At 57.6% G+C, this 23049-nt stretch carries 11 protein-coding genes and 5 pseudogenes; 4 read left to right on the top strand and 12 right to left on the bottom strand.

The window, feature by feature from the left end:
* Positions 1 to 126 precede the first annotated feature (126 nt).
* The 8 genes and pseudogenes from BI327_RS40430 to BI327_RS40395 all read right to left on the bottom strand — a co-directional run bounded on the left by BI327_RS40430 (position 127) and on the right by BI327_RS40395 (position 14838).
* Entirely contained in the window at positions 127 to 1422 is a 1296-nt protein-coding gene (locus BI327_RS40430; protein ID WP_076867208.1) for an aminotransferase class I/II-fold pyridoxal phosphate-dependent enzyme, read from the bottom strand.
* Between the two features lie 268 nt (positions 1423 to 1690).
* A pseudogene (locus BI327_RS40425) lies at positions 1691 to 2794 on the bottom strand (IS630 family transposase).
* A 509-nt stretch (positions 2795 to 3303) separates the two neighbouring features.
* The gene (locus BI327_RS40420; RefSeq protein ID WP_076867207.1) at positions 3304 to 4461 is read right to left on the bottom strand and encodes an acyl-CoA dehydrogenase family protein; all 1158 of its coding nucleotides are present in this window, start codon (positions 4459 to 4461) and stop codon (positions 3304 to 3306) included.
* A gap of 308 nt (positions 4462 to 4769) precedes the next feature.
* Positions 4770 to 5897, bottom strand: a complete 1128-nt coding sequence (locus tag BI327_RS40415) for an acyl-CoA dehydrogenase family protein (RefSeq protein ID WP_076867206.1) — start codon at positions 5895 to 5897, stop codon at positions 4770 to 4772.
* Between the two features lie 502 nt (positions 5898 to 6399).
* A pseudogene (locus tag BI327_RS43880) lies at positions 6400 to 7476 on the bottom strand (electron transfer flavoprotein subunit alpha/FixB family protein).
* A gap of 403 nt (positions 7477 to 7879) precedes the next feature.
* Positions 7880 to 9388: a flavin-containing monooxygenase gene (locus tag BI327_RS40405; RefSeq protein ID WP_083742429.1), complete on the bottom strand. Its 1509-nt coding sequence runs from the start codon at positions 9386 to 9388 to the stop codon at positions 7880 to 7882.
* 1133 nt (positions 9389 to 10521) lie between these two features.
* Complete coding sequence (locus BI327_RS40400; RefSeq protein WP_159450531.1) at positions 10522 to 12822, bottom strand: xanthine dehydrogenase family protein molybdopterin-binding subunit; 2301 nt, start codon at positions 12820 to 12822, stop codon at positions 10522 to 10524.
* A gap of 669 nt (positions 12823 to 13491) precedes the next feature.
* Positions 13492 to 14838: an LLM class flavin-dependent oxidoreductase gene (locus BI327_RS40395; RefSeq protein ID WP_076867205.1), complete on the bottom strand. Its 1347-nt coding sequence runs from the start codon at positions 14836 to 14838 to the stop codon at positions 13492 to 13494.
* A 961-nt stretch (positions 14839 to 15799) separates the two neighbouring features.
* On the opposite strand from BI327_RS40395, the pseudogene BI327_RS42160 reads away from it, so the two are divergent.
* Positions 15800 to 16052 (top strand): annotated as a pseudogene (locus BI327_RS42160) (IS110 family transposase); the annotation flags it as partial.
* Between the two features lie 83 nt (positions 16053 to 16135).
* Here BI327_RS42160 and tnpC read toward each other — a convergent pair.
* From tnpC to tnpA, 3 genes are read right to left on the bottom strand one after another with little or no spacing between them, the layout of a single operon-like run.
* On the bottom strand, positions 16136 to 17788 hold the full coding sequence (gene tnpC / locus BI327_RS40390; protein ID WP_076867204.1) for an IS66 family transposase: 1653 nt from the start codon (positions 17786 to 17788) through the stop codon (positions 16136 to 16138).
* Positions 17789 to 17835: 47 nt separating this feature from the next.
* Positions 17836 to 18183, bottom strand: a complete 348-nt coding sequence (gene tnpB, locus BI327_RS40385; protein WP_076867203.1) for an IS66 family insertion sequence element accessory protein TnpB — start codon at positions 18181 to 18183, stop codon at positions 17836 to 17838.
* Entirely contained in the window at positions 18180 to 18581 is a 402-nt protein-coding gene (tnpA, locus tag BI327_RS40380; protein ID WP_076867202.1) for an IS66-like element accessory protein TnpA, read from the bottom strand. Before tnpA ends, tnpB begins: the two co-directional genes overlap by 4 nt.
* Positions 18582 to 18667: 86 nt before the next feature.
* Between tnpA and BI327_RS40375 the strand changes: the two are divergent.
* Positions 18668 to 18986: pseudogene (locus BI327_RS40375) on the top strand (IS110 family transposase); the annotation flags it as partial.
* A 74-nt stretch (positions 18987 to 19060) separates the two neighbouring features.
* Positions 19061 to 20075 (top strand): annotated as a pseudogene (locus BI327_RS41250) (IS66 family transposase); the annotation flags it as partial.
* Between the two features lie 501 nt (positions 20076 to 20576).
* Here BI327_RS41250 and BI327_RS40365 read toward each other — a convergent pair.
* Positions 20577 to 21347, bottom strand: coding sequence for a CmcI family methyltransferase (locus BI327_RS40365; RefSeq protein ID WP_083742427.1), 771 nt, complete (start codon positions 21345 to 21347; stop codon positions 20577 to 20579).
* 1194 nt (positions 21348 to 22541) lie between these two features.
* On the opposite strand from BI327_RS40365, the gene BI327_RS40360 reads away from it, so the two are divergent.
* On the top strand, positions 22542 to 23049 hold a 508-nt coding region (locus tag BI327_RS40360), incomplete at its 3' end, for a transporter substrate-binding domain-containing protein (RefSeq protein WP_143271798.1).

The following is a 23049-nucleotide window of genomic DNA, read 5'->3' as shown; positions in this document are numbered from 1 at the left end:
TGAAAGAGAGCCTGTGAGTCAGTTTGGTATGTGCACTCCTTGGCGGTTGCCCCCTCGGTGGTTGCAGATTCCATGCCTGACGATCACGCCATCCTAGTTTCCTCTCGACCGGTTCCGTAAATTCGTTCACTCTATCACATCAGGAGCCACTGACCGTATAGCGGGTCCGGTTGTGCACGCTACTCTTTCCAGGATGCAGTCGCACAAACGTTCTATATCGCCTGCATCATGATCCGCCGTAATACACACACGAATTCCCGCTTGTCCGCGAGCGACCGTGGGGAAGAACGTTACAGAAGTGTAGAAGCCGGCATCGAGGAGCTCTCTTGCCAGCGTAATCGCTTTGGCTTCCTCCCCGATTGCGATCATTCTGATAGGGAACAGATTGCCTCGTTCGGTCGTTGCGACCCGATTGTCAAAGATCTTGATCCGGTGCGCGAGCTTCCGTTGCAGCTCGCCAAGTTCTGCGGATCGATGAATCTTGCACGAGCCGAGCGCAGCACCAACCGCCGCCAAATTGGGAGCCACCGAAAACGCGTAGGGGATGGAGTAGCGTCGAAACAGAGCTTCATGATTGGCCGCTCCGAGCATCAACATGCCGCCTGATGCGCCGAACCCTTTCGCGAGCGATGCTGCTATGATCGTACGCTCGCCCAGCGCTTGGGGAAACTGCGAGCGAGCAAATCCTTCGCCTTGGCGTCCAAAGAGCGATATGCCATGGGCATCGTCGATAAAAAGAAAGAGCCCATAACGTTCCTGAAGCTGGCGCAGTTCCTTTATGGGCGAACTCCCTCCCATAGAGTAGATACCGTCGCATACGTAGGCGACCACCGGATGTGCGCGGCACAGGCGCTCGAGAGCATCGAGATCGTTGTGCGCAATTGTTTCTACCCGAGTTTCATCAGCCACGACCGGCTTGTGGTAGGCGAGCGATACATGCGCAATTCGATCGAATACGACGACTGGCTTCCTTCCACCCGTCAATTGGCCCGAAGCAAGGAGGGGCATAGCGCCAAGATTGGCAAGCATAACCGTCGAAAATGCGAGCACGCGCGCGCAGAACATCTCCGACAGGGTTTCTTCAAGCTCTGCCAGGAGATCAAAATTTAGCCTCGTTCGTGCGCAGGACCAGTGCAACGATCGATGCGCCTCAATCGCCTCAATCGCGCCTGTGATGACTACGGGATGATTGTCAAGACCTAGATAGGAGCACCGCACGAAATCAGTCACCAGCGTTCGACTGTTAAGAGGGCCGGTACCTAGGGCGACCGTGCGTCCAGCCCTGGACCGCGCCTGGAGAGCCATAAGACCAGAGGCGTGGGCTGCATCGAAATACAGCTTGCTTTCGTCGATCACGTAGGCGGTGTTCCGAAAGCGTCCGGGTGCACGACGACAATCCGAAACCGTCATCTCCTGCTGCATTTCAATCCCCGTTCTGATCTGCCGAAGAACGCACTTGGCTACTCAAATGACACGATCATCATTCCTGACGATGTCACGCCAAACCAGATTCTCTCTTGCAATCGTTCCGACTGATGCAAACTAAACTACGAACCATGTGCTTCGCAGCTACCTATTCGAATAGCCTTGAGCATCGCTGTTGTGCGTGGGACCACTCTGGGGCCGTGCTGGGAGCGGATCGCAGCTCCGTCGCATGGCGCAGCCATTCCGTCATTCTAGTCAGGTGAATCTAAAGCTCGCCACATAAAGTCTGCTGGGCTTTGTGGCACAAGCGTTTGACGGGAGCCAAGATCTGGTCTGCAAACTTGGTCCATTTGAAGGGCTTCGGGTTGTTGTTGTGCAGTTCGATGAACCACGGATGTCGGCCTCGAGCGGCCTGACGGAGGTGTGAACACCTCGCAGGATCTGCTTTCTGGTGAGTTCCGCGAACCAGCGCTCGATCTGATTGATCCATGACGCGGAAGTCGGCGTGAAGTGGACAGATAGTGCGGCCGGCGAGCGAGCCACGCTTTGATCTTGGATGTCTTGTGGGTCGCGTAGTTGTCCATGACGATGTGGACAGCGAGCCCTCAGGGATTTGAGCGTCGATCTTTTTGAGGAACTTCAAGTACTCGACCGCCAGACGGCGCTTGTAGCATTTGTCAATGACAAAGCCGGAAGCGATGTCGAACGCGGCAAACAGCGTGGCCGTACCATGCCGCACATAGCTGTGCGTGCGACGTTCCCGGCACCCCAGGCATCATCGGCAAGACCGGCTGCTCGCGATCGAGTGCCTGGATCTGACTTTTCTCAACGACGCTGAGGACAGCGGCTCGGTTCGGTGGGACAGGTAACGCCTGACAATATCGCGGACCTTATCGACGAATAGCGGATCGCTCGACAGTTTAAATGTCTGGCTGCGGTGCGGCTGCAAGCCGAACGCCGTCCACATTCGGCGGATCGTGGTGTGAGAAAAGCCAGTTTCCGCAGCCATCGAGCGGATCGACCAGTGCGTCGCGTCGGGCGGTGTCGTACGCAATGTCCTCGATTACTTCAGCAACCTGATCGTCGTCGATGGTTCGAGGGCGGCCAGGGCGGGCTTCGTCAAGCAGACCATCACAGCGATCCTTCAAGAATCGGCGGCGCCACTTGCCAACGGTGTGTTCATGGATGCCAAGTTCGGCAGCCACAGACTTGCCTGGCAGATCATCTGCACATCGCAGGATCGCGCGGCACCACTCAGATGGCGATCGGCTACACGATGACGACGAACTTGCCTCTCCAAGTACGCCCGCTCCTGCGGACTAAGCACTAACAGCGCGATCGGCCGGCCTCGCATACCTGCATTCGCCACTAGCACGCTCCTCTCTAGAGATTCGAGCAATCAACTAATGCGACGAATTTGCGTTCCAGATGACCAGATCACTCGCTCCGATAGGCGCCCGGAGCCACAGCCGAACCTTAATTTCTAGTTCTGCTGTAGATCAGGCACAAGGAAGCAGCATCATCGATAAACATCACAATTGAGCGGTCGACCTGCCCAACAGGATTGCCGCAGCATCGACCAAGCCTGTCACAGAACCCTATATGCTGAGAATATCGATAGCCCTGCTGGTCTGCTGGTCCAAGCTTCGCGCAGGCACGTCGAACGTTCTCAACATGACCGGCGCGAACGTAGCCTAACGGCAACTCACTGATCTGCGGCGCAGGAGCTCCCTTCACAGTCCTCAACAAACGGCAAGGCCGGCGTTGACTACAAATTCCAACCTCATGTCAATCGATCGCCAACCGGGAGTCTCTCTTCCTGACATACCAGCTAACTCTGAGCACTAGCACTGCTGCTTAGATCAACTTGCATAGCTCTCAAGCGAAAAGCCTGCGGGCGAGCACCCGGTACTTGAGAACCTCGGTTGCACCCTCGTAGATACGGGCCATGCGTTGTTTGTCGTACCAGTGCGCAAGCGGACTTTCATAGGTGCAGCCCGCGCCGCCATGAATCCGGATGGCACGATCGATGATACGTCCGGACATCTCGGTACACGTCAGCTTGGTCACAGCCGCTTCGACGCGCGTGTCATCACCGCGATCGCCTTTCTCGGCGTATCTGTACATCATCAGTCGATTCTGCTGGATTTCGATCCATGAGTCCACGATATCTGACTGAATAGCCTGTTTATCGCTAAGCGGTCCTCCGAACAGGTTTCGTTGCTTGGCGTATTCGACCATCATTTCGTAGCACCGCTCGGCAATGCCGATCGCGGCCGCAGCGCTCCGGAATCGCGTCCAACTCAGCGCGTCCTGAGCTTCCTTGAATCCTGCGCCTTCGGCGCCAATGCGCGCAAGATCGTCAACTCTGCAATTTTCGAATGTCAGCCGGTATGTAGTAATATGGTTGCCTCTATCGATCGACTTCGCTCCGCCGAGCATCAACACTGGACCGTCTTCGATGAGCCCCGGGCTGCCTCTTTGCACCGCGAACATAGACATACTCTGCGCACCTTGTTCTTCGCCGGTGCGAGCCAACACGAACACGAAGTCAGCATTCTCGAAGCCGCTGACGAAACTCTTTGAACCGTTGATGATCCATTCATCGCCATCCCGCTTCGCCCAAGTGAACGTCTTCCGAGCCGGATCCGATCCGCCCTCGGGCTCAACAAACGCAAAGGCGCATCGATTGGCATCAGACAGGATGGGATCGAGGTAACGGGCTCTCTGCTCGTCCCGCAAATGGAGCAAGTCGGGGAGGACCTCACCTCCAAAGAGGATCGGTGTTAGGCATTTCCTGTTTTCCTCAATGACGGCAAGTCGATCGACAAGAGAAAGGTTCGCGCCGCCGAATTCGACTGGCAGGCTGAGCCCCCACAGGCCAGCCCTCCGCGCAGCGTCCCGTCCAGGCTCATAGTCTGCCAGGAACAGATTCTCGCCCCTAAGCTTTCGCTTTTCGAGTGGCTCCTGGTACTCCTTCATGATTTTACGAACAAGCTCGACGAGTGCCCGTGTTTGTTCTTTGAACTCATACATCTTCTCTTTGCCCTCATCTCATTAGCCCTGGCTAAACTGTCGGCCGCCGCAGCATCTCATCCCGCTCACACTTGAGTTTCACCCTGGCATTCTAAGGGGCGGTCCTTAGATACAATGGCCGCTCCCTTCAATTGCGGTCGCATCGCGCAGAACCTGTCGCTGGTGCAACTACAGGAACTGCCGCATGCGAGATTGATTGGCGCCCGATTTACGGAACGTCAGCCTTCTGATTTCTTCGGACGATCCTGACTCGCCATCATAGCGCTGCTTACCGGGCTCGATTTATCTAGGTTCTTCTGAACCAGCGATCACGCCAGCAGATGCCGCGCAAGCACGCGATACTTCAGAACTTCGCTCGCCCCTACCCAGATGCGTGACATTCGTTGACTGTCGTACCAGTGAGCAAGTGGGCTCTCATACGTACAACCAGCACCGCCATGAATTTGGATTGCGCGGTCAATGACGCGGCCGACCATTTCCGTGCAGGTCAATTTGGTCATGCTTGCTTCAACCCGCGCATCCTCACCGCGGTCATGTTTCTCGGCGCAGGTGTACATCATCAACCGGTTCTGCTGAATTTCTATCCATGAATCGACTATCATCGACTGGATCGCTTGCTTATCGCTGAGCGCGCCTCCGAATAGAACGCGACCCTTCGCGTGTTCTACCATCATATCGTAGCAGCGCTGCGCAATTCCGAGGGTCGCCGCCGCATTAGCGAACCGGGTGGCATTGAGTGCTTCTTGTGCACCTTTGAATCCGGCCCCTTCAGGGCCAATGCGCGCCATCTCGTCTACTCTGCAATCTTCAAAAATCAGCTGATGCGTCGTGTACCCTCCTAGCATCGGTACCTCACGTGCGATGAGACCGGGATTTTGCTTCTCCACAGCGAACATTGAAATAGTGGAAGCTGCATTTTCCCCGGCCAAGCGAGCAAAAACAAATACGCGATCGGCTTCATTGAAGTCGCTGACCCAGAGCTTGGAGCCATTGATCAACCAACCGTTACCGTCGCGCTTTGCTCGGGTCAAAGTATTGCGAGCCGGATCAGAGCCGCCACCCGGCTCGGTCAGGGCAAAACATATCCCAGTAGCATCAGACAGAAACGGGTCAAGGTATCGCACCTTCTGCTCGCCCTCCAGGTGGAGCAAGTCGGGCAAGGCGTCGCCCCCGAAGCGAATTGGCGTCAGGCTTTTCCTGTTTTCTTCAATGACAGCCAGTCGATCCACGAGACGAAGCTCCGCGCCACCCAGGCGGCGCGGCAGGCTGAGTCCCCACAATCCAGACTTCCTAGCCGCCTCCCGTCCGGGTTGGAAGTCCGCGGAGGTCAGCTTCTCACCTCTAAGCCTTCGCACCTCGAGCCGCGTCTGGTGATCTTTGACGATTCGCCGAACCAACTCGACAAGCGCCTTCGTTTCTTGCTTGAACTCGTACATATCGCGTCTCGACTCCTGTCTGCAATGGTGGTCGTTGATCAAGTGATAGCTCTCCGCGGCATTCCAGTCCTACTGTTTCATTAACATCAAGCGACTGCTACTCGGTTCGCGAATTCTGCGCCAAGGCAGGTACGAGTGAGGACAATTACCTCCCCTGCTGCGGTATGACCGACTGTCAAACGGTTTGCCGTGATTGGTCAATCTACCGAAGCAGGTAGGCCCGACCCGCATTTTTGTCTTACTTGCCTTGAATGATTTTATCTGTAAGTACGCCTCCGACTCCAACCTTCAAAGGCGCGACAGGATAGAAGACAAGATGAGCTTCAGGTCAGGCAGGATCGGTAGCGCGCTTACTTTGATGCTGGCGGATGTCGGGAATTACAAACCGAGCGCCACGAATTGCTTGAATTGCATCACACCATGCGGATCATAGTTACAGCGGCGCTGCGTTGACAGAGCCACCTAAGATTGCATTGAGTCAATCTCAATCATGACGGCCTCGCTAGCTTACGATTGCGCTAGCAACGCGACGGTAAAAACGCGCGAAAAGCGGTCGTGGCACCTGCCAGATCATATCGGCGACGTTGTTTGCGAGATCAAAAGTCCGCGCATTTCTCTCGGCATTGATGGCGACGGCCAGATCGACATCCTCCGCGCCGACCCGATGCTGGATCGTGCCGGAATACCGGCAGCGATGCAGAGCTTGGGCCGGATGGTTTTGCGCGTCTACGACGGTAGACGAGCCCCGCTTCTCGTACCAACGGATGCGAGCACCCCATTCTGCGCCAAACATCGCGGCGAGTTGACGCGCAGGGCCGAAACTCTCCGCCGATCCGAACTCGACGCCGTCGGCTACCACGACATCCGCGTAGGAGAGATTGGTCTTCTTGCAATGCGTTGGCTGACGACGCCATCTTCGTCACAATATTGGCTCGACGCGATCGAGCGGATGAATGATTATTCGAGCGGCGCCCCGTTCGAGTGGTTTTGGAATCGGCATCGCGTGCGGCCTCACAGTCGCTATCTGTGGTCGGCATTTCAAGTTGTAGATCGTGCAAAGCATGGAACCACCAAAGCTCGGGTGCGTGGTCGCAAGTGAACCATCCACGTCGACGTCGAGATAGGTGCAGTCGGTTGGGAGAGCCGTCAATAACGTGGTGGCCAGCGAGCCTGCGAGAGCGCGACCGAGCCTAGTGGCGCCCAGCAGCAGAATTTCGGGTTTATAGACGTTAACGAGATCGGTCAGCGCGCTGTTGTAAGACTCGGTGCGATACACTGACAGCATATTGTCGGCTACGACGTAGGCCAGGTTCGCGCCATAGCAGAAAGAATCGAGCGCTGTGTTGCTCGTGACATCCCCTTCCTGACCGATCACCACCGCAGCGAGGTCGGCTTGCAGCTTGTCGGCGAACTCGCGTCCTACGCCCATGACCTCCCAGGAGACAGGATGCACTTGGCCCCGCCGCTGCTCCACGAAGACCCAGACTTGCTTGTGAGTCTTGAGGCCTATCGCCGGCTTTTTCTTGATTGCTGCCCGACGGCGTGCGGATGAAGTGAGGTCTTTGATATCGTTGTTCATCCTTGAATTCCCGGGAGCCCGCTTGGAGATGGCTGTCCAGCTGAAACCGACGTTTGAGATGGCTTTGTTAGCTGGCGGCTTGCCGGCCGCGCTTTCGTAACGCAGCTTGTTCGAGTCTGACCACTGCGCATTAATCGGCGGCCAACGTCGGAGCCAACAAACTTCCGCGACTACTCCACGGCGTCAGCCTTTGTCGTGCATGTGTCAAAACACGACGCGCTTTCCAACTCAGAGACGTGGCGCCGATGACTTGAGGTCTCTCGCTTAAGGGTCTTCGCCGCAGAAAGTCTCCCAGAAAGGGGGCAGAGTTACGAGATCGCTGATCTGGCAAGCGGGGCCAGGCGCACACGATCTTGTGCTTGCGCCTGCATGGTCCGGGTTCGTCGCGCGATCCGAACAGGTATCAACTATACACGAACGGTACGTCGCCCAGATTGATCGCCGGGATTGCATCCTTCTCCGTCCAGTAATCCTGGCTGTGCTGCCATTCCGGTTTGTCAGCACGTTTGGGAAACAGGTGCATGTTGCGCATCAGGTAGCCGGGATTGAAAATATTCGGATCAATCCAGGATAAGAGACGCATATTGCGATCTTCGGGACGAAGTGCAACCTCCACTCTCGTTGCCCCCTTGTCCTTCATGTGCTTGAGCAGGCGGCAGACAAACTCTGCAACAAGATCTATACGCAACGTCCAGCTTGCGCGGAAGTAGCCGAATACCCAGACCATGTTTGGAATGCCGGTAAACATCATGCCGCGATAGGTGACCGTCTCAGAGAAATGCAGCGGCTTGCCATCGATTGCAAAATCGATATCGCCGAGTACGCAAAGGTTGAAGCCCGTCGCACTGACGATGATGTCGGCTTCGAGCGTCTTGCCCGATTTCAACAGAATGCCTTGCTTGGTAAAGCGCTCGATCTCGTCGGTGACCACGGATGCCTTCCCGCTCTTGATACCTAAGAACATGTCGGCATCTGGCACGAAAGCCAAGCGTTGCTGCATCGGGCTATACCGCGGCGTGAAGTGGGTGGCGACGTCATAATTGGGCCCAAGCACGGCGACGATCTGGCTGATCAGTTCCTTCTTTACCTGCTCCGGCTCGGCCAGGCAGCGCTTGCTGAACGCATACTGCTCGAACAGCTTCTTGCGTCGGACGATCTCGTGGATCAACGTTTCATCAATCTGGAGCCGGCGCAGTTCTTCCGCGAGTTCGATAACGTTCCGCCCGATCCGGAAATATGTCGGCGAGCGCTGCAGCATGGTGACGTGAGCACACTGGTTCGCTAGGTTCGGGATCAAAGTTGCAGCGGTCGCGCCGGATCCGATCACGATCACTCGCTTGCCCGAGAGGTCCAGATCGTCCGGCCAGCGTTGCGGGTGGACAACAGGTCCGGCAAAGTCCTTTATGCCCGGCCAATCGGGCGTGTAGCCTGCCGAATGGCGATAGTAACCCTGACACATCCACAAGAAACTCGCGGTAAACGTCGCACGCTCACCGGTGTCGGCCATCTCCCCCTCAAGGGTCCAGAGATTGATCTCGCTCGACCAGCGCGCCGACAGGATACGGTGCTTGTAACGAATGTGCGGCGTCAGACCATTCTCCTCGATCACTTCATTCATGTAGGACAGAATTTCAGCGGCCGTCGCGATCGGCGGACCGACCCAAGGTTTGAAGCTATAGCCAAAGGTGTGAAGATCGCTGTCGGAGCGGATGCCAGGATATTTGTGCGTGATCCAGGTGCCCCCGAAGCTCTCCTGCTCATCGAGGATGACAAAACTAGTGCCGGGAAGCTGCCTCCTCAGGTGGTGAGCACAGCCGATCCCCGAGATACCAGCGCCGACGATCAGCACGTCGAAATGTTCGGTGGCGGAGGACACCAAATGGGCGTTCGCCCCGGCCGTTTCGCTGTTCATCCGAGCGTTCTCCATGTTCATTGTTCGCCTCTTTTCCGTGGGGCTCGGTGGATCTCTCTGCCCTTGACAGCTCATCGTGGGTCGCGATCTCCATCAGCCCGGCGCGCACCATCGCATGGCGATCGCGATCATTTCGCTTGAGAGCAACCCGCGCGCCCTGCCCGGCCGGCCTAGCCCAGGACAGCCGGACCAGTTGCGGCGGGCTATCATGAACGCTCGTTGTTGTGCTTCGCCAGGCATACGTTAGCAAGCTGCATGCCAAGGTGGCATCGACTCCAACCCGCTGAACAAGCGATGCTTTTCATCGCTGGAATTGTCGCTAAGCTGACGCGTTGTCCGACTCTGGACACACTGAACTGCAATCAACTCGTGCGCGCTGCGCAGTGTGGATGCTTCTAGGGGAGACTTCGTGGCCCAGCAGTACCCCTCGGGCACTCTGCGTCAACCTGGGCTACCGTATCCATTCTCATGTTTTCGCGTTGGTCGGCGCTTGCCAGACTTCTTCTCGTCCCGGGTGACAAGGGGCACCCGTCTGTCGCACCATCGTTGGGTCCAGCTTCAATACTGGAGCTTTCGGTGCGCGGATGATCTCAAGGATGTAAAGTCTGGCGATTGCATCGACGGTGCGAGGACACTATCCTCCTCTTCTCTCGAATCCCGAAGCGTGGACGACTTGTGTGCGGATTCTTCGTAAGCCTCCTCGATCACGGTGAGTGCGCGGCGGCCATAATTCGGCGGACAGGCCCAGCGAAAGTACGAAGTTCCGCTGGCGCGCAGTTGCCCAGAGGCCATCGCGCTGCCGACGGGTAATTCTGCACGAGGATCGCGAGCAAATCGCGCCAGATACCGAAGGCGATGAACAGACGCTCGTGCGTCAGTTCAAGCCTCACTATCGAAGGGGGATCAGCCCTATTAGCTGTACTATCATTCGTTGGTGAGATTTTTTCTACTCTAGAACCGGGCTCAAAGATGTTGGAAAGGGGCGAGAACGACGAAGTACGATCAAGAACCACGGCCGTGGACTCGCAAAGTGGCGGTGGTAGCCTGGATACTTGAGAGTCAGCTCATTGAACATATTTCCCACCACGGGCAATCGGTGCTGGGATGATAATGTCAACATCACGGAGCGATCTTCATTTGCCCGGATTCAAAGCCCGCCACACCTGGTAGGCGGTGATCGGCATATCGAGATGAAGTACGCCGAGAGGGCGCAGGGCATCAAGGATTGCGTTGGCGACTGCGGCGGGCGCGCCGTTGGTCGGCAGTTCACCCACGCCCTTGAATCCCATGTGGTTGTTGGGCGAGGGCGTGCTTATCGTCTCGATCCGGAAGCTCGGGACGTCGTCTGCACGCGGCAGGGCATAGTTCATCAAGGTGCGACTGAGTAGTTGGCCGGTCACCTGATCATAGACGGCTCCCTCCATTAGAGCATAGCCAATCCCTTGAACCGTGCCGCCATGCATCTGCCCGGTGAGCAACCGCGGATTCACGACAACCCCGCAATCGGCTACTGCCGTGAAGCGGTCGATCCGTGTTACGCCGGTCTCGGGATCGACCTCGACTTCACAGAGCATGACGCCGGTGGGGTAGGATTCGATCTTGTCGGCGAAAACCGCCTGGCCCTCGAACGGCTTCCACCCCGCGAGTTCAAGCAGGCTGATGCGACGATCGGTGCCAACAACCTCAAATGCGCCTTGGCAAAAAGCGATGTCCTGCAATGTAGTCTCCAGCCGCTCGGCAGCGAGGTCAAGCCCGCGCTGGATCACGGCGTCGGCCGCGCGCCTCAGCGTAGTGCCACTGATAATCACAGAGGACGAACCGCCGGTGCCGCCGCCGTGGGAGATGGTGTGCGTGTCGCCTTGGCGTATCTCGATCGTGTCCACCGGCACGCCGAGCGCCGCCGACAGGATTTGCGCGTAAACCGTCTCGTGTCCCTGCCCCTGACTTTGCGTGCCGACCTTGGCGAGCACGCGGTGAGCATCGACCTCTACGACGGCATGCTCATCGGCAATTCCGCCCGTGGCGTGCAGATGACAGGAGAGCCCGAGGCCGCGCCGCAGACCGCGCGCTTCGCTGATGGCACGGCGCATCGCAAAGCTTGGCTCGTCGGCTGCCTCGAGTGCCGTTTCAAAGAGGCCCCGGCAATCGGCCGCGTCATAGGTATATCCGTTCGCCGCCGCATACGGCATATCCTCAGGCTTCAGCAAATTGAGGCGCCGCAATTCAATGGGCGACCGGCCCGTTTCGTGAGCGGCCGTATCGACCAGCCGCTCCAGCAAGAAAAGTGATTCCGGTTTGCCGGCGCCCCGCATGGCGTCGACAGGAACGGTGTTGGTGAAGGCACATTCGAAGTCAACGTGAATCGCCGGGATGCGATAGAGCCCTGAGATCACCTTGGCCAGCCCGGTCGTGGGGGTGGTAGGGGCGAACAGCGAAACATAAGCGCCAACATTGGCTTCAGCCTTCACGCGAAGGGCCAGGAACCGACCGTCCGCATCGAGGGCGAGTTCGGCCGAGGCCACGAGATCGCGTGAGTGGACATCGGCGACTGCCAACTCGGAACGCTCGCAGGTCCAGCGCAGACCTCGGCCGAGCTTGCGTGTCGCCCAAGCCATCAACGCTGTTTCGGGATAGATTTGGTACTTCGGCCCGAAGCCGCCGCCCACATCCTGGGTGATCAGCCGGAGCTTTTCCTTCGGCACGCGAAGCACACGCTCGCACATGACCTGGTGGGGAATGTGAACGCCCTGCGAGGAGAGAGTAAGGGTGACGACGTCGTCAGGCACGTCGTACGCCGACCAGGCCGAGCGCGGTTCCAGATAGTGGGCGACTTGGCGCGGCGATCGTATGGCGAGCTTCGACAGATGGGCCGCCTTACCAAAAGCTGCTTCGGTTGCAGCAGCATCACCCGTGCTCCAGGTGCACATCCGATTGCCCGGCGCCTCGTCGTGAAGCAGCGGCGCGCCGGGTGCGAGCGCCTGCGCCACAGTGACGACCGCGCACAGTTCTTCGTACTTAATGACCAATAGTTCAGCGGCGTCGCGTGCTTGATTAAGCGTCTCAGCGATAATCATCGCGACGATGTCGCCTACATGTCGCACCTTGCCTAGCGGCATCGGCGGATGCGACGGCTCACGATGGCGCTTGCCCTCGGCATCCCTAATCTCGCTGATGGCGGGAAGATGGCCGAGCTTTTCGGCTGCGGTATCCTTGGCGGTATAGATCGCGACGAGTCCCGGTACCCTCAGTGCAAATTTCTTGTCAATACGGATGATACGCGCATGCGCATGCGGAGAACGCACGAACAACGCTGAAAGCATGCCATTGGGTGCCGTGTTGTCGGCATACCGTCCGCGACCTGTAAGGAACCGGCGATCCTCGCGGCGGGCGATCGGCTGGCCGATTTGGGTAGGTGCCCTCATGGAAGGAGACATGCTGTCCTCCTGCGCGAACATTTAGTCTAGAATTTGCCAGCCTCGCTGGTGCCCATATGGATGACGACACCGTCCGCCCCCCGCGGCGGTGCCATGCCCTCAATGCGTCGGTCGGCCACACTGAGCCGAAAGAACTTTTGAGGACGCAATCGGAGCACTCAGGATGACGACCGGGCGATCGCTTTTGCTCCTAATTTTGGCACCGCGCTGCTCTCTCTCATTCGAGGCACCGCACCGTATTTGGTCTAACGCACCGATCTGATTGGTATTGTTCGCTACTCGCTGAATTGGTTCTCTTCAAAAAGTAGCCTCACTTCAAACACCCTTAGCTCGCTCTTAGGTACCGAGGGAGCAAGACTTACGGAGCCCACGTATTTGCATTGGACCGCCGCCCCCACCCATACCAGCTCATAGCGACGCCGGTTGAACAGCGACTTCTTCCGTCCATTTACGCGCCCCATAGCAGCTGCAACAAGTATTTCGTACAGTATCGTTCGGGCCTGCTTTGGATCAAATCGCTGGAATAAACTCTTTCGGCCGACTCGCTACGCTGCACGTCTGACCTGCCGAGCCGTCGAGGCCCGAAGGCCCAAACAAAGGTCGCGACCTCCATAGACGGTCTCGGAACAAAGGCCGCTCCGCACTTGACCTCTTTGGCCCTTAGAGGGATCACTTGCTTACATCTGCCTGTCTGAGGGGATTGGGTGGCCGCTCAAGACCGAGATTTTCTCTCAGTGTGCGCCCGGAGTATCCAGATCTGAACTTACCTCTTCGGCGCAATTCGGGAACGACAAGCTCAACAAAATCCCTAAGTCCGCCGGGAAGGGTCGCCGGACACACGTTAAAGCCGTCAGCCGCATGTTGTTCAAATCTATCCACCATAGTGTTCGCAATTTGATCCGGTGTTCCAACGACCATGAGATGGCCTTTGCTGTCGGCTATATATTGGATCAGTTGCCTCCAGGTGAGTTTGTGGCGAGCGGCGAAGTCGAGGAGCAGTTTCTGGCGACTCTGGAATAAATTCGTCCGCGGCAGGGTCTCAGGTACGGATGAGTCGAGATCTACTGAACGCAGATTGGTGACGAGCCCCAGCCAACGATCTGCCACTCCTGTTAGAACGTCCCTATGCGTGTACGAGTGTAATCTTTCAAGCTTCTCAGACGCATCTTCCTTGGTCTTCCCAACGATCGGAACGATGCCTGGCATGATTAGCACCTGATCATCCTTCCGTCCGAGAGCGCGCGCTCCCTCTTTGAGCGTTCTATAGTAGTGTATGCCGTCCTCTAAAGAAGGTTCCGCCGTGAAGACGACCTCGCTGAACTCCGCAGCAAACGAAATTCCAGCATCGGATGCGCCAGCTTGAACCAGCACGGGATAACCTTGTAGCGGTCTTGCAATGTTCAGTGGGCCCTTGATCGAAAAGTAATCCCCGCGGTGGTTAAGCAGGTGCATTTTCGTGGTATCGGCGAAGATGCCACTTTTTTTGTCACGAACGAACGCGTCGTCTTCCCACGTATCCCAAAGCCCCTTGATAACTTTCACAAATTCTCTCGCTCGAGCATAGCGTGCATCATGATCTGGGAGTTCAATCTGTCCGAAATTTGCGGCTTCGGACTTGTATCCCGAGGTGACTATGTTCCAGGCCGCACGTCCCCGCGATAGGTAATCAAGTGAGGCGAGCATGCGTGCAAGATGATAAGGTTGGTGGTACGTCGTCGTCGCTGTCCCAACAAGACCGATCTGTTGTGTTCTCGATGAAAGCGCGGATAACAGTGTAATTGGCTCGAATCCATCGCGCCCTACCCGAGCTATGATTGCGGGATTTTGGTCTACTACGCTTGGGCTATCGGGGCAGAATATAAAGTGAAACGCCGCACCTTCAGCCAGTGTCGCAAGGTAAGCAAAATGGTCGATATCGAGCCCACCATCCGCTGGCACATTCGGATCGCGCCAGGCAGTGTCGTGAGATCCCCCCAAAATCATTAGTCCTAGCGTCATTTCGTCGCGACGGCGCATACTGCACCTCCTTTCCCTCTATCGTCAGCCGCGCACCGCGCCTGAACCTTGTCGTTTCGTGGCCCAAAGAACGGGTTAAGGTGTCGTTCAATGAGCTCGATCGATGGAGAGATTCCTTGGCCGGATTGAGACAGTTGACTACTGGTTTGCATTGCCCTGCGGCAGTGTCGGAGGTCATCAATTGATGCCGTTGGCAACGACTGATCATGGTTCTTTTGGCACGCCAGCCTCTTGCAACCTTGACCGGCGACCGACGCGCTGGTCGTCACCTCGCATGCTCTCATCTCTAGATCAATTATTAGCGTTGGCAGTTGACAGGAAGCCGCACCGTTCAGTCACCTCAACGGTGAAGGTGGAGCGTTCGACGTGGAATCCCCTCCCCATGAGCCGCCAGAAGCGAATGATCTCAAGGAAGAGCCACCAATGCCCTTACAACACGAGCGTCCGATCTCTTCCCTGATCATATCCGCACCCTTTCGCCACGAGGATCGTCGGGCGTCGATATTTCCGGTCGACACAACCGATCCATCAACCAGATGCAAACGGACGAGGCCGTGTAAGCGAAGGCGCTAATCGACGACACACATTGGCTTGTCGCCCATCTTGCAGGTGCCTGCGAGGCCGTATATTGCCCGTCCGGTGCAACGCGCGCGTAAGCTAGACACTCCTCGTAGCTCTGATATTTTTCGCCGGGCTGATGTCGCAATCAGATGTCAGGTGAACAGCAGGCTAAGAACCTCCCGTGCCGCCGCACCACGCCGCAGACCGTCTCACCAGCCTGCGAGGAGTCTTCGACAAGGCGAACCTTCTCGTCGTAGCTCCATCACCTGCCAATGCTCGGCGGCCAGTACTGCATTCGTCAAGTGACCCTAAAGCCTAGACTAGTGGGACGACTCCGCCCGCGCTCCTGCCCAGCCAGCAAGCGAAGCTGGCAAGGGACGCCCAAGACAACGAACGTACCATGTCTCGGACACTTAGTACCATGATCAACGTGATCGGCATAGATATCGGCAAGAAACTCATTCCACGTCGTAGGCCACGATGCGCGCCCCGCTATCGTGCTGCGGTAAAGGTAGAAGCGTAGTCAAGTGAAACGCGGCTCACCAATATGCCGCCTTGCCTGATCGGCATGGAGCCTGCATCGGCGCCCATCACTTGAGCCGCAAACTCGCATGGCTTGGTCACGATGCAGATTGATGTCGGCCAAATACGTCTGCTTCGTACGTATACGACGAACACCGCGTGATTGACGCATGCGCGCGGGTATGGCGAGCTCTATGATAGCGTTGCGTGAAGGTCAGGCGACCTGCTGATCGGCGGGCTTGTCGGCTTGGTGCAGGAGCTTCCATTCCCAGGGCAGCAGTTCGTGCAGACGCGATGTGGGAAGATCGGCGATACGGGCGAGGATGTCGGCGAGCCAGGCCTTGGGATCGATTTCGTTGAGGCGACAGGTCGTGATCATCGTCAGCATGATGGCGGCCCGGTCAGCGCCACGCTGGCTGCCGGCGAAGGTCCAGTTGCGCCTTCCCAAAGCGATGCCTCTCAATGCGCGCTCGGCACAATTGTTGGTCAAGCAGATCCTGCCATCGTCGAGGAAGCGGGCGAAGTCGTCCCAGCGCCTGAGCATGTAGTTGATCGGCTTCAGGACCTCGGAGGAGCGCGAGAGGGTTTCGCGCTCACGCAGCAACCAGGCGTGCATGTCCTCGAGAAGCGGCTTGCTCTTTTCCTGGCGCACGGCGCGCCGCTCGTCGGCGCCGCGGCCGTTGATGGCGCGCTCGATCTCGAACAACGCATCGAGGCGTCCGACCGCCTCCAGCGCGATCGGAGAGACCGGTTTGCCTCTCTTGCCTTCCCGAGCATTCTTCTCGATGTCAGCCAGCTCGAAGAAGCCCCGCCGCGCATGGGCGAAGCAAAACGCTGGCGTGATCGGCAGCGCCTTCTTCTGCGGGTCGAACAGCGGCTCGAAGCCGTTGTAGCAATCGGCTTGCAGGATACCGGCGAAGGCGGCCAGATGCTTCTGGGGATGCTCGCCTCGTCGATCGCTCGAGGCGTAGTAGACCGCCGCCGGCGGCGCGGGCCCGGCGAAGGGCCGGTCATCCCGCACGTACGTCCAGATCCGCCCGGTCGTGCACTTGCCCTTCGCCAGGATACGGATGGTGGTGTCATCGCCATGCAGGCGCTCGGCCGCGAGCACATGGCGTTCGATCAAGTGGAAGAGCGGCATAACGGCAAAGGTCCCGTGGCCGACCTGGTCGGCCAGCGTCGACAGCGGCAAATCGATCCTCTCGGCCTTAAAGCGCGCACTCTGGCGGTTGAGCGGGATATGCATGCCGAACTTGTCGAACAGGATCGTCGCCAGCAATTGTGGGCCGATGAAGCCGCGCGGCGTGGCATGGAACGGTGCAGGCGGCTGGCTGATCTTCTCGCAATCGCGGCAGGTGAACTTCTCGCGCACTGCCTCGATGACCTTGAAGCGACGCGGGATCTCCTCCAGCGTCTTGGTCACATCCTCACCGATCTTCGCCAGCCGCGATCCGCCGCAGCAGGCGCAGGTCGTTGGAGCCTCAATGACGGCGCGCTCGCGTTCGATGTCGTCCGGCCATGGCTTGCGCACCGGCCGCTTGCGCGCGAAGGGGCGGACGTTCTGCGTCTTCGCCGCTGCGGCCTGCGCGGCAAGCTCATCCTCGCTCGCCGTGGTGACGAGGTCTTCGAGCTCCAGTTCCAACTGCTCGAGCAGCCGCGCCGTGCGCTCGGAGCGCTGCCCGTACAGTTCGCGTTTGAGCTTCTCGATCCGCAGCTCGAGATGCGCGATCAGCGCCTCGTTGTCCGACAGCTCCGCCTGCGCGCTGGCAGCCATCGCCTCAGCTCGCAGCCGCGCCTCACGCTCGGCCTGCAGCGCCGCCAGGGCACTGACAAGGTCCGATGGAAGATCGTCCGGCTTCGATGTCATGAAGCCATTGAATCAGATCAAGCAGCAGATTCAAACCGTAAAAGCAGCTATCCGACCCGCGTCGGACGCCGGGTTTCTTGAGGGTTGCGCCAATCGATCCCGGCCAACAGATAGCTCAATTGCGCCGGAGAGATCGTTACCGATTCACCGGCAACCGATGGCCAGATGAACCTTCCTTTCTCGAGTCTTTTGGTAAACAGGCATGCTCCCTGGCCATCGTGCCAGATCATCTTCACAAGATCGCCGCGGCGACCGCGGAAGACGAACAGATGACCGCTGAGCGGGTCTTTGCGCAGCACTTCCTGCACTTGAAGTGCCAACGACGGAAAGCCTCTGCGCATATCCGTGTAGCCTGTCGCGAGCCACACTCGCGCGCCGGTCGGAACCGGGATCATCGGCGCACCAGGGCATCGAGAACTCGCCGCAGCGCGTCTCCATCAACGTCACCATCGACCCGGATGCGGTGTCCGCTACCGAGATCGATCTCGATGATGCCCTGGCTCCTCCGTCGATGCGGCGGCGCCGTCGTCAATGGCGCTTCGGCCACATCCCGCGGCGGCACAGACGGCCCAATCTCGACCGGCACCAACGGCGCTACACTCGTCTCACCGTGCTTGCAAAGCTCTTTGCGCCACCTGAACAGCTGGCTCACATGAAGCCCGGCCATGCGAGCCACCTCGGAAACAGTGGCTCCGGGCTCGAGCGATGCTGCAACTAGCCGTTCCTTCTCATCCTGTGACCACCGACGCCGCCGCTCGACCGATGTGATCACCTCTGCCCGCGAAATCGTCATAGCGCTTCTCCTAGGATTACCCCTAGGACCTGCAGCGCTCGCATCCGTCAAACAAGGCGGCCCTCAGCGGAGGGATACTCTGCTTCTATAGCAAGCGACAGAAGAACGAATTCAATGAAGCCGAAGCGATTGCCGCAGTCGTGCAGCGCCCGACGATGAACTTCGTGGCGACCAAGACCGTGGAGCAGCTGGATCTGCAGAGGTGGTGCGCGAGCGGCTGGTGTCGCAACGCACCGGCACCATCACCAGATTCGTGCCTTTATTCTGTAACGAGGGATCGCCGTGCCGGATATCGGCTTCCTACGCACGGAAGTACCCACCATCCTTGCAACGCGCACCGATGCCCCCTTGCCACGCATGTTGCCTATCATCGAGGAGCCGGCAGGCGATTGGCGCGGGCCGGATGACGTTCGCCGAGCCGAGCTTTTCCGAGATGCCGCCCGCGAGGCGATTCCGGATGACGTTGCGACGATGAATAGCAGGCCTTCGTCTTCGACGAAATCGAGACCGGCATCGCTGCGATCAAGGCCCAGGTCAGCAAGGGCCACGAGCAAGCGGATGGCAAGCGTGCACCAGGGCTTTGCGCCCCGTCTGGAACGGATCGAAACTATCATTGAGCCGGAAGGGCTCGCGAAGCATGTCGGCAAGCGGAAGGTGCTGATCGGCGAGGACGTGTCGGAGCGCCTGGATGTGGTGCTGGCGAAGTTCCGTGCGATATCACGCGCCGCACCAAGTATACCTACAAGAACGCTGACGGCGCATCCAGGCGCCGACCCCACCCATATCATTGAAGGAGGCATTCCAACCGAAGCGCTTCTAGCCCTGATCGCCCCAGGAGGCCATCTACGCTCGCGACAAGGTCGAACTCGACCGCGAGTTAATGGCTCAATGGATGGGCAGGCTCGGCTTCGAACTCGTGGCCGACTACATCTTCAGCGAGATCAAGAAGGCTGAACGGGTTCTTGCCGACGAAACCGCCTTGTCGACGCTCGCTCCCGGATCCGGATCGACGAAGATGGCCTACTGATTTGCCTATGCCCGGGACGACCGAACCTTTGGCCGCGGTGGTCCCCCGATGGTGGCTTATTGCTTCGAAGACAGCCGCCTCGGCGAATTTGCGGTCGGGCAACTCAGTGGCTATCGCGTTATCCTGCAGGTGGATGGCCACGCCGCCTATAACAACATGTTGGCGCGACTTGATAGCGGCAATGATGGCATCACATTAGCTGCGGATCACACAGGAGACGCAAGTTCTACGAGCTGCATGTTGCAGGGAGCAGTGGCAAGGGCGACGGTCAAGCGGATGGCAGAGCTGGCGGTCGAGATGAGCGACGGCGGCGGACGAACCTGGGCTACAATCGCAACACTGCTGCCGACAACGAAGATGAACACGTCGATCGGTTCGCCTGACTCACCCTGATGCTTCAGCGTATCGCCAGCCGCTGGCGAAACAGCGAAATCGACGCGCTTATGCCATGGAACCGCGCCTTCTGACGGCCCCAGCTTGCCACTTTCCTTCGAGCTGACGAGGACTGCGATGTAGGCGTCGTCGAACCTGTGTGGTCTTCACCCCATGCTCGGTACGGTCAACCGCGGCCTGGCGACGCCGTGCCCACGATCAGCGGCATATACGCAGCGTCACGGACCCAGGCATTTCGGGTGGATTTGCCGGGTTTGGCGCAGGTTTCGCCGGAGAGGTCTAACCGATGGGCGCGCCTATGTCCGAGATCTTTTCGAAGGTGCAAGTCATCACCCGCGTTTCCCGCCCGCGTCGGCTTAGAACAGAACTCTTGGTCGTTAACGAGACGTCCATCAGCTATTGCGCTACGGACGAGGCGAGCGAGGTCGGCTCGGCGACCGCAACGCCGACCTCGTGCCCTTGAGAATCCGGGTGATAGCTCGTCGGAAAATCTACGTGTCATGTTCTGGTCCCTGTCTGGGTCGGAACAAAATTCAACCTGAATTTGGCCGAAGGACCAAGATCGTTGCCGAGGCTTACAACTTTCTAAGCCAAGCATTGGGAGCACAAGTAACGTTATTCCCGAATGCGTCGGTGTAATAAGTATCGACCATAAATCCTAGTTGCTGGACCAGCTGCAAGCCATCGATAATCTCTTTATCTGCTCTTATAGGCTCATCTTCAATCACATAATAATCGCCTGACACTAGCAGACCGCTCAGGTAGGAAAATATGGAAAATATTTGCACATGCGCGTCATCGATCACAAGCCAAGGATGAGGCAACCTCGTCAGCAGGTTCTTATCGAAAGTGCTAACGTCCGTAAGGTCAACCTGATGAAAGGTAAGAAATGGATGCTTAGCATTCTCATGGATACATTTGGTGTGCACATCAAACGAGTGAACTTCGCCGGGCTGGTCACAAAGCACCGACATCTGATCAGCAAACCATAGTCCGCTGCCACCCTGAAATGAGCCCAGTTCTAGAATGGTTCTCGGTTGAAGTTCCCAAATGAGTCGCGCGTATAAAGCCAAGTCAAAAGGGGTCTTAATGCATATCAACCCCTTATACGTCAGCGCCAATGCTCCAACTTTTGTGGAGCGATTGATAGGAAAGATCCACGGGTAAATAGACGATCGCCATCCGCGTGACGATGGCTTTGCAAACCGGTCAGAATAATCAGCGTTCACGACGCTGTTCATCGCCTCAAACCGACCCTGATCAAGAAGCCCGCCCGACTTTGTTTGATCAGGGTAATTCTTATGAGCGGCCGCCCAAAAGGCTTTGTATCCGGAAGCGAGTTTCATAGGCCTATCTCCGTGCTGTCAGTTGTCTCGCGAAAGTGAGTAGCTTGGTGTCACCGTAGCATTGACCAGGATCAATTCTGGCAAGTCTCGAGAACTCCTGGTGCGGAGCCGCTACGATCGTGTGGCCCGGCGGCTCCTTGCTCCTCATCGGTGCAATAGGTGTGCCACTCGTGAGATACAATGCTCGCTCGGGAAGACATAGTGCCAGCTCAGCACGCGTTATGCGACAGGATACCCGCTGCTTGGCCGCGAAGCTTTGTCGGGTTCGCGACATGGGCATCACCACCCAGACATGTATGAACGGCAAAGATGGACGCTCAAAACGACGCCGATCGCCTGCGGTGTGGCGCTGAATTGCGCTGGAGGGTGATGTGTCCCTAAGGCGATTTACCATCGAGACGATAGGCAATGCGAGCCTCATGGGTGCAATCCCGTAGTGCAGGATTCTCCCGAAAACGTTAGGGCGATATCGATCTTCGCGAGGCTGTCTGGCCCAAGAATTGACCTGCTGGCGACAGGCTCGAGTTGCGATCTAGCCTATCCCACGCGCTTATGGTGAAGCCTAGGTTAAATCGAACAAACATAAGCAGCAAATTCTGCACCGACCGATCAATGCAAGGGACGACCTCTTTCATATCCTGCCCAGCAATCGGCGTATCACTCGGCGCCTGATGCGCCCCTTGCTTGACGAAAGAATCGCGCGTGCCTGCCAACATTCCGGTGGAAGGTTGCTCCTCTCTTGTCGGCTTCCAAGATCAGAGGCACCAGTCGGCCATCCCAACGTGCAGCAACTTGTGTCCCGGTCAACTACCAACCTAGTATTTGATCTAGCAAGCAGAAGATGTCAGCTATCGTTAGATAAGCGCCGCATGGTCAAACATCACAGAGATTCGGCATGCAACGTCAAACACAATTTGTTGTCGCCAAGGGCCGCTGGCTCGCGCGTGCAGTAATCCAGCGGTGAACAGTCGGTAGATCGCAGTTCCTCCGATGCCCTTCCTGATCGCATCAGCTGATTTAGCAGAGGCAAAAAGAATTTCGCTTCGAGATATGTCTTGCGTTTCAATGCAATCATGTATGCTCGGCCGCGTCCCAAAATGTTAGATCTACTGCGAGTTGCTCTTCGAATCGTTGGAGTGGATTACTCACACGAACCGATTGGTAATCCAGAATTGAACGAAAGGAGGAGATGCCTTGCGTGCGATAGCAAAGCTCTCGTTGCCCGTCTTCCTACTCACACTTTTGGTCTATGGATTTCCCACGTTTGCACAAGGGAACGATTCTCTTCTCGCTTCGATCCGCAAAGCCGGACAAGTGAAGGTGGCGCTGGCGTCGCTCCCCCCCTCCATGATCATATCTCCGGACGGGAAGGCGACAGGAGCTTCGGTTGATCTGCAGAACATGGTGCTCAGCGCCATGGGCCTGCCTTCGCTTACGCCGGCGCTCACGGAATGGACCGCCATGATCCCTGGATTGCAGAGCCGTCAATTCGACTACGTTGGGGCTGGCCTCAGTATTACTGAAGCCGCCTGCAAAGCAGTGGTGTTTTCGACGCCCACTTACGCAGCCCAGATCGGACTATATGTTCTCCCCGGAAATCCGAAGCATTTGAGAAGCGTCGCGGACATTGCGCATCGCCCCGATATCAAGTTAGCGGTGGTCCGAATTTCAGCACAGTACCCGTACGTGCTGAAGCAGGAAG

This window comes from Bradyrhizobium mercantei, from assembly GCF_001982635.1.
Classification (GTDB): Bacteria; Pseudomonadota; Alphaproteobacteria; order Rhizobiales; family Xanthobacteraceae; genus Bradyrhizobium; species Bradyrhizobium mercantei.
Note: the sequence above shows the minus strand (reverse complement) of the source record. Positions and strands in the feature narration are given on the sequence as shown.

What these genes read in the sequence shown, in the direction of transcription:
- BI327_RS40430 (WP_076867208.1), bottom strand. Translation starts at nt 1,422, where the DNA reads ATGCAGCAGGAGATGACGGTTTCGGATTGTCGTCGTGCACCCGGACGC.
- BI327_RS40420 (WP_076867207.1), bottom strand. Translation starts at nt 4,461, where the DNA reads ATGTATGAGTTCAAAGAACAAACACGGGCACTCGTCGAGCTTGTTCGT.
- BI327_RS40415 (WP_076867206.1), bottom strand. Translation starts at nt 5,897, where the DNA reads ATGTACGAGTTCAAGCAAGAAACGAAGGCGCTTGTCGAGTTGGTTCGG.
- BI327_RS40405 (WP_083742429.1), bottom strand. Translation starts at nt 9,388, where the DNA reads ATGAACAGCGAAACGGCCGGGGCGAACGCCCATTTGGTGTCCTCCGCC.
- BI327_RS40400 (WP_159450531.1), bottom strand. Translation starts at nt 12,822, where the DNA reads ATGTCTCCTTCCATGAGGGCACCTACCCAAATCGGCCAGCCGATCGCC.
- BI327_RS40395 (WP_076867205.1), bottom strand. Translation starts at nt 14,838, where the DNA reads ATGCGCCGTCGCGACGAAATGACGCTAGGACTAATGATTTTGGGGGGA.
- tnpC (WP_076867204.1), bottom strand. Translation starts at nt 17,788, where the DNA reads ATGACATCGAAGCCGGACGATCTTCCATCGGACCTTGTCAGTGCCCTG.
- tnpB (WP_076867203.1), bottom strand. Translation starts at nt 18,183, where the DNA reads ATGATCCCGGTTCCGACCGGCGCGCGAGTGTGGCTCGCGACAGGCTAC.
- tnpA (WP_076867202.1), bottom strand. Translation starts at nt 18,581, where the DNA reads ATGACGATTTCGCGGGCAGAGGTGATCACATCGGTCGAGCGGCGGCGT.
- BI327_RS40365 (WP_083742427.1), bottom strand. Translation starts at nt 21,347, where the DNA reads ATGAAACTCGCTTCCGGATACAAAGCCTTTTGGGCGGCCGCTCATAAG.